Source organism: Enterobacter cloacae complex sp. IR53041, from assembly GCF_049238285.1.
GTDB lineage: Bacteria > Pseudomonadota > Gammaproteobacteria > Enterobacterales > Enterobacteriaceae > Enterobacter > Enterobacter roggenkampii.
Map to the genome: position 1 here is coordinate 1 of NZ_JBMKHB010000063.1, position 5,730 is coordinate 5,730.

At 55.7% G+C, this 5,730-nt stretch carries 5 protein-coding genes and 1 pseudogene; 2 read left to right on the plus strand and 4 right to left on the minus strand.

Annotated elements, in window-relative coordinates:
- Positions 1 to 94: 94 nt before the first annotated feature.
- Positions 95 to 199 (plus strand): annotated as a pseudogene (locus ACOTXF_RS23415) (universal stress protein); the annotation flags it as partial.
- A gap of 35 nt (positions 200 to 234) precedes the next feature.
- Here ACOTXF_RS23415 and ACOTXF_RS23420 read toward each other — a convergent pair.
- Positions 235 to 921 carry a GntR family transcriptional regulator gene (locus ACOTXF_RS23420; protein ID WP_008502405.1) on the minus strand — a complete coding sequence of 229 codons (687 nt, stop codon included), beginning with the start codon at positions 919 to 921 and terminating at the stop codon, positions 235 to 237.
- A 91-nt stretch (positions 922 to 1,012) separates the two neighbouring features.
- On the minus strand, positions 1,013 to 1,759 hold the full coding sequence (gene ydfG / locus ACOTXF_RS23425; protein ID WP_021241307.1) for a bifunctional NADP-dependent 3-hydroxy acid dehydrogenase/3-hydroxypropionate dehydrogenase YdfG: 747 nt from the start codon (positions 1,757 to 1,759) through the stop codon (positions 1,013 to 1,015).
- 142 nt (positions 1,760 to 1,901) lie between these two features.
- Between ydfG and dcp the strand changes: the two genes are divergently transcribed.
- The gene (dcp, locus tag ACOTXF_RS23430; RefSeq protein ID WP_047747499.1) at positions 1,902 to 3,935 is read left to right on the plus strand and encodes a peptidyl-dipeptidase Dcp; all 2,034 of its coding nucleotides are present in this window, start codon (positions 1,902 to 1,904) and stop codon (positions 3,933 to 3,935) included.
- A 65-nt stretch (positions 3,936 to 4,000) separates the two neighbouring features.
- On the opposite strand, the gene ACOTXF_RS23435 is transcribed toward dcp, so the two are convergent.
- Positions 4,001 to 4,522: a helix-turn-helix transcriptional regulator gene (locus ACOTXF_RS23435; RefSeq protein ID WP_157845160.1), complete on the minus strand. Its 522-nt coding sequence runs from the start codon at positions 4,520 to 4,522 to the stop codon at positions 4,001 to 4,003.
- Positions 4,523 to 4,582: 60 nt separating this feature from the next.
- A partial coding sequence (locus ACOTXF_RS23440) for an autotransporter outer membrane beta-barrel domain-containing protein (protein WP_421635305.1) occupies positions 4,583 to 5,730 on the minus strand: 1,148 nt, incomplete at its 5' end.

The following is a 5,730-nucleotide window of genomic DNA, read 5'->3' on the forward strand; positions in this document are numbered from 1 at the left end:
CTGAACAGGAGGGACAGCTGATAGAAACAGAAGCCACTGGCGCACCTCAAAAACACCATCATACACTAAATCAGTAAGTTGGCACCATTACCCGATCGTCATCGGGTCGAAAAATCCGGGCATCACCACCCATCTGCTGGGATCAAATGCGGAATCTATCCTGCGCTACGCAACCATTCCGGTGTTAGTCGTTCGCTAACCCTCTCGCCGCACCCGAAAGGGCGCGGCGAAATATTATTCTTCGCTAAACCACTCGCTATTTTCCTGACGAATCAGCTGCACGGATTCGCTAATTTCCTGCAGATGCAGCGTCATCGCTTTTTCCACGCCGTCCGGGTCGCGTTTTTCCAGCGCGCTGAAAATATCATGATGCTGTCGGAGCAGCATTTCCGGCGGAGAGACGTGATCGAGACTCATATAACGCACGCGGTCGATGGTAGCCTTGATGTTTTCGATGGTGTCCCAGGCCAGCTGGCAATCTGCAATCTGCGCCAGTTTCTGGTGGAATTCATCATCAAGCTGGAAGAAATCATTCAGCTGCTTACGGTCAATCGCAATCCGCTGCTGATGCAGGTTTTGTTCCAAGAGGTAACACTGCTTGTCGTTGATGAGCGTTGCGGCACGGCGCGCCACCGCGCATTCAATGGCCTGGCGAACAAAACAGCCGTTGCGCACCTGAGAGAGTGAAATTTTGTTCACGTAGCTGCCGCGCTGCGGGCGGATCTGAATCAGACCGTTTTCCGCAAGCTTAATAAACGCTTCACGCACCGGCTGACGGGAAACGTCAAAACGCACGGACACCTCTTTTTCAGAAAGCGGCGTTCCCGGTGGGATCAGGCAATGGACAATATCACGTCGCAAAATGCGATAGATTTGCTGGTTTACGGGCTGGGTGGGATTGAGTTGCGATTCAGCGGCCATGAGTTGTCATTTCTCAGAGAGTTAGCCTGAACATACTACCATTCTTTTATAACCCGAAACAGACCCGGCCCGCAGGCCGGGAAGGGCAGCGTTAGCTACGATGGACGCTAAGCCCGGCAAAACTCTGGCTGACCGGCATCATTTCTACGGTATTGATGTTGACGTGTTTTGGCAGCGTCGCCACCCACCAGACCGTTTCGGTGACATCTTCCGGCGTCAGGGCGTTAGCGTTTTCGTAGGTCTTGTCCGCTTTCGCGTCGTCGCCCTTGAAACGCACGTTGGAAAACTCGGTGCCGCCCACCAGGCCCGGCTCGATGTCGGTGACGCGAATGGCGGTGCCGTGCAGATCGGTACGCAGGTTAAGGCTGAACTGGCGCACAAACGCTTTTGTTGCGCCGTAGACGTTGCCGCCTGCATAAGGCCAGCTTCCGGCGGTGGAGCCGATATTGATAATGTGGCCACGATTGCGCTCAACCATGCCCGGCAGCACCGCGCGGGTCATATAGACCAGCCCTTTGTTGTTGGTGTCGATCATGTTTTCCCAGTCTTCCACGCTGGCTTTGTGTGCCGGCTCCATGCCCAGCGCCAGACCGGCATTGTTGACCAGCACGTCGATGGCGCGCCACTCGGCGGGCAGGTTGGCAATCATCTCTTCAATCGCCGCGCGGTTACGCACGTCCAGCTGCGCGGTCAGGATGCTGTCGCCTAATTCGTCCTTCAGCTCCTGCAGACGTTCCTGACGGCGGCCCGTTGCAATAACCTTGTGCCCGTTGGCGACGAAGCGACGCGTGATGCTTTCACCAAAACCTGCCGTTGCCCCGGTAACTAAAATAATCATCTCACTGTTCCTCAACGCTTTTTGTGTTTAACTAACATAGCACGGCCGCAGAGGGTGCGTTAAGGCAACATTTGTATGACAGCGTTGCAGGGGATGGCGGCCTGGCCTACTCTGGGAGGATACCCGTACTCAGGAGTGAAAGATGACGGCCACGAATCCTTTTTTTGACATCAGCCTGCTGCCTTACCAGGCCCCCCATTTTGATCAGATCAACGACAGCCACTATCGTCCGGCCTTCGATGAAGCCCTTCGCCAGAAGCGTGCGGACATTGACGCGATTGTCGCTCAGGCCGCTGCGCCCGACTTCACGAACACCGTGCTGGCGCTGGAGAAGAGCGGCGCCATGCTCTCGCGTGTCAGCAGCGTGTTCTTCGCCATGACTTCCGCGCACACCAATTCGTTTTTACAGGAGCTGGAAGAACAGTTCTCCACCGAGCTTGCCGCGCTGGCAAACGATATCTGGCTGAATGACGCGCTGTTTGCCCGCGTGGAGAGCGTCTGGCAGGACCGTGCCGCGCTGGACGCCGAATGCCGTCGTCTGGTCGAGGAGCTGTATCAGCGGTTTATTCTGGCCGGCGCGCGTCTGAGTGAGACAGAAAAGACCGAGCTGAAGGCGCTGAATACCGAGGCGGCCTCGCTGACCAGCCAGTTTAACCAGCGTCTGCTGGCTGCCGATAAGACCGGTGGTCTGGTGGTGGATTATGCGCACCAGCTTGACGGGCTCAGCGCAACGGAGATCGCTGACGCGGCGCAGGCTGCCGCGGAGCGAGGGCTAAACGATCGCTGGCTGATCCCGCTTTTGAACACCACCCAGCAGCCCGCGCTTTCCGCGCTGCGCAATCGTCAGACCCGCGAAAACCTCTTCAACGCAGGCTGGACGCGTACCCAGAAAGGGGACGAAAACGACACCCGCGCGCTGATTCTTCGTCTGACGGCGCTGCGCGCGCGGCAGGCCCGTCTGCTGGGCTTTGAGGATTACGCTAGCTGGAGCATCGCTGACCAGATGGCGAAAACCCCGGCCGCCGCGCTGGAATTTATGCGCGGCATTGTGCCTGCCGCCCGCGCCCGCGCGGAACGCGAACAGGCCGATATTCAGAAAGTCATCGACGACGAGCAGGGCGGTTTCACCGTGGAGGCCTGGGACTGGGCCTTTTATGCGGAGCGCGTGCGCCAGGCAAAATATGCCCTCGATGAGTCGCAGATCAGGCCCTACTTTGCGCTCAATACCGTGCTACAGGATGGCGTATTCTGGGCTGCCAGCCAGCTGTTTGGCATTCGCTTCGTCGAACGCTTCGATATCCCGGTATATCACCCGGACGTCCGCGTATGGGAAATTTTCGACCACACCGGCGAGGGCATGGCGCTGTTTTACGGTGACTTCTTTGCCCGTGATTCCAAACAGGGCGGGGCATGGATGGGGAATTTCGTCGAGCAATCCTTCGAGTTTGCTGCCCGTCCGGTGATCTACAACGTCTGTAACTACCAGAAACCGGCGAATGGCGGTATCGCGCTTCTATCCTGGGATGACGTAATAACCCTGTTCCACGAGTTTGGCCATACGCTGCACGGTCTCTTTGCCAGCCAGCGTTTCGCCACCCTTTCCGGCACCAATACGCCGCGTGATTTTGTTGAGTTCCCGTCGCAAATCAACGAGCACTGGGCCAGCCATCCTCAGGTGTTTACCCACTATGCGCGCCATTACGAAACCGGCGAACCGATGCCGGACGCGCTGCGGGAAAGCATGCTAAACGCGACCCATTTCAACAAGGGTTATGACATGACCGAACTGCTGGGTGCCGCGCTGCTGGACATGAACTGGCACGGCATCAGCGAGGCCGTTTTGAGCGTGGAGGATTTTGAAGCGGCAGCGTTGAAGAAAGAGGGGCTGGATCTGCCCGCCGTTCCGCCGCGCTACCGCAGCAGCTATTTTGCCCATATCTTCGGCGGCGGCTACGCGGCGGGGTATTACGCCTACCTGTGGACGCAGATGCTGGCGGACGATGGCTACCAGTGGTTTGTCGAGCAGGGCGGGTTGACCCGTGAAAACGGGCAGACATTCCGCGAGGCCATTTTGTCCCGCGGGAACAGTACTGATTTAGCTGAACTTTACCGGAACTGGCGCGGGCACGATCCGAAGATTGAGCCGATGCTGGAGAATCGCGGGCTGAGCGCGTAAAACCGCCGTTAGCAAATAACAGAACCGGGCTTCGCGCCCGGTTTTTATTGTTTTTCCCGCAACGACTATTCGAATTCAGAATGAATAAATTGCCTGACCTGAAGTATCGAATTCAGGTTAAGTTTTTGCCCAATATTATTGGTGTAGGTATAGACAGTTTTGGGGGACAGGTAAATTTTTCTTGCAGCAGCCACCGTGTCATCAGTATCCAGAAGGGCGAAAAGTGTCTTTTTCTCCTGCTCTGAAAGCATGCTCAGACTTCTGCAGCGCGCGATGTGGTTCAACGCATATTCTGATGAATACGTCCGACCGCCCGTAAGCTGCTTTCGAAACTCCATAAAGCACGATTTCCTGTAAATTGTCACAAGCGGTTCGAGAACTCTTGAACTGACATCCTTGCCACCGATGAAGATCATTTCATGCTTTTCAGTGAGTTTCTTTCTTTTCAGAAGGTTGTAAATAGCACCCAGGCTTCTGAATGATTCAATATCTACGACGCAAACCTTTCTGCTGGGGGATGCTTGCTGAAGGATGACAGACAGCGCTTTATTCAAAAAAACATCTTTCGTCAAAATCATGTGAGGCATAAACATAACCAGAACATTTCAGAACACAGTGAAAAGGGGCCCTAAGGCCCCTGTGGAACATCAGAATCCGATACGGATACCGGCCACACCCTGGATCGGTGTTTCGATTTGGCTGCCCTGACGATAATTAGCCTCACCGTACAAGGTTACGTCTTTGCCAACATTGACTGAAGCGCCCAGACCGTACTTGCCTGATGTGCCTTTGACGTTGTTGTCAAAGCGATTGCGCTCATTGATCGTGACGTCGTTTGAGTTAGCAAACTCTTGCACCACCGCAGCTGACAGATAAGGTTTGAACTCAGTCGAGCCAATATTGAACTTCCCGGCAATCTTCGCACCGGCTTCACCCGTGACAGAACGTGGAGTGCCCGTGTTGCCTTTCATGCCGTTGCTGAGTTTCACATCCTCACTAGTCATCTGAACAAATGCCAGGCGCGCATAAGGCGTGATGCTTACGTCATCTTTGAGATCGAACTGATAACCACCTTCAACGGCTGTGCTGAGTGCATACTGAGTCCAGTCACCGCCGGTTCTACCTCCGTTAGTCATAACCGCTCTCAGTTTGTTGTTAAGACGGTTACCTTTGACTACACCGTCAGCGTAGAACCCACTTGCGTCGTACCAGGTTGCATACAGGCCGAGACCGTAGCTGTCGATTTTGCTTGTACCGCCGCGGGCATGTTTCACTTTGTTATCGCTAAAGGACATGAATGTGCCAGTGACGAGGCTGCCTCGGTCAAAGTCAGTACGGGTATCAGCACCGATCTCAAGTCCGTTCTGGCTCAGCTTATAGGCTGCGCCATTGCTTGTATCAATGTCACTTTTACTGCCGAGGTAGTGTCCCCATACGTTGCTTTCTGGTCCGGTTTTATCCAGACTCGCGCGATACGTGCGCAGGCCATCCAGCTCAGAATGGATAACGTTCAGACCGGCATTAGACATGGCCAGAATGGCATCGGTTGCAGGCGTGGTCATTGGCTTCTTCCCGCCGTTCCCGTTACCGCCTGCATTGCCGTTATCACCGCCGCCAGGGTTCTCACCGCCTGGGTTCTCACCGCCCGGGTTCTCGCCCCCCGGATTCTCACCGCCAGGGTTCTCGCCACCCGGATTCTCACCGCCAGGGTTCTCACCGCCCGGGTTCTCGCCGCCAGGGTTCTCACCGCCCGGGGTCTCGCCGCCCGGGTTCTCACCGCCAGGGTTCTCGCCGC

Coding starts and splice junctions, on each gene's coding strand:
- ACOTXF_RS23420 (WP_008502405.1), bottom strand. CDS start 921: ATGGCCGCTGAATCGCAACTCAATCCCACCCAGCCCGTAAACCAGCAA.
- ydfG (WP_021241307.1), bottom strand. CDS start 1,759: ATGATTATTTTAGTTACCGGGGCAACGGCAGGTTTTGGTGAAAGCATC.
- dcp (WP_047747499.1), top strand. CDS start 1,902: ATGACGGCCACGAATCCTTTTTTTGACATCAGCCTGCTGCCTTACCAG.
- ACOTXF_RS23435 (WP_157845160.1), bottom strand. CDS start 4,522: ATGCCTCACATGATTTTGACGAAAGATGTTTTTTTGAATAAAGCGCTG.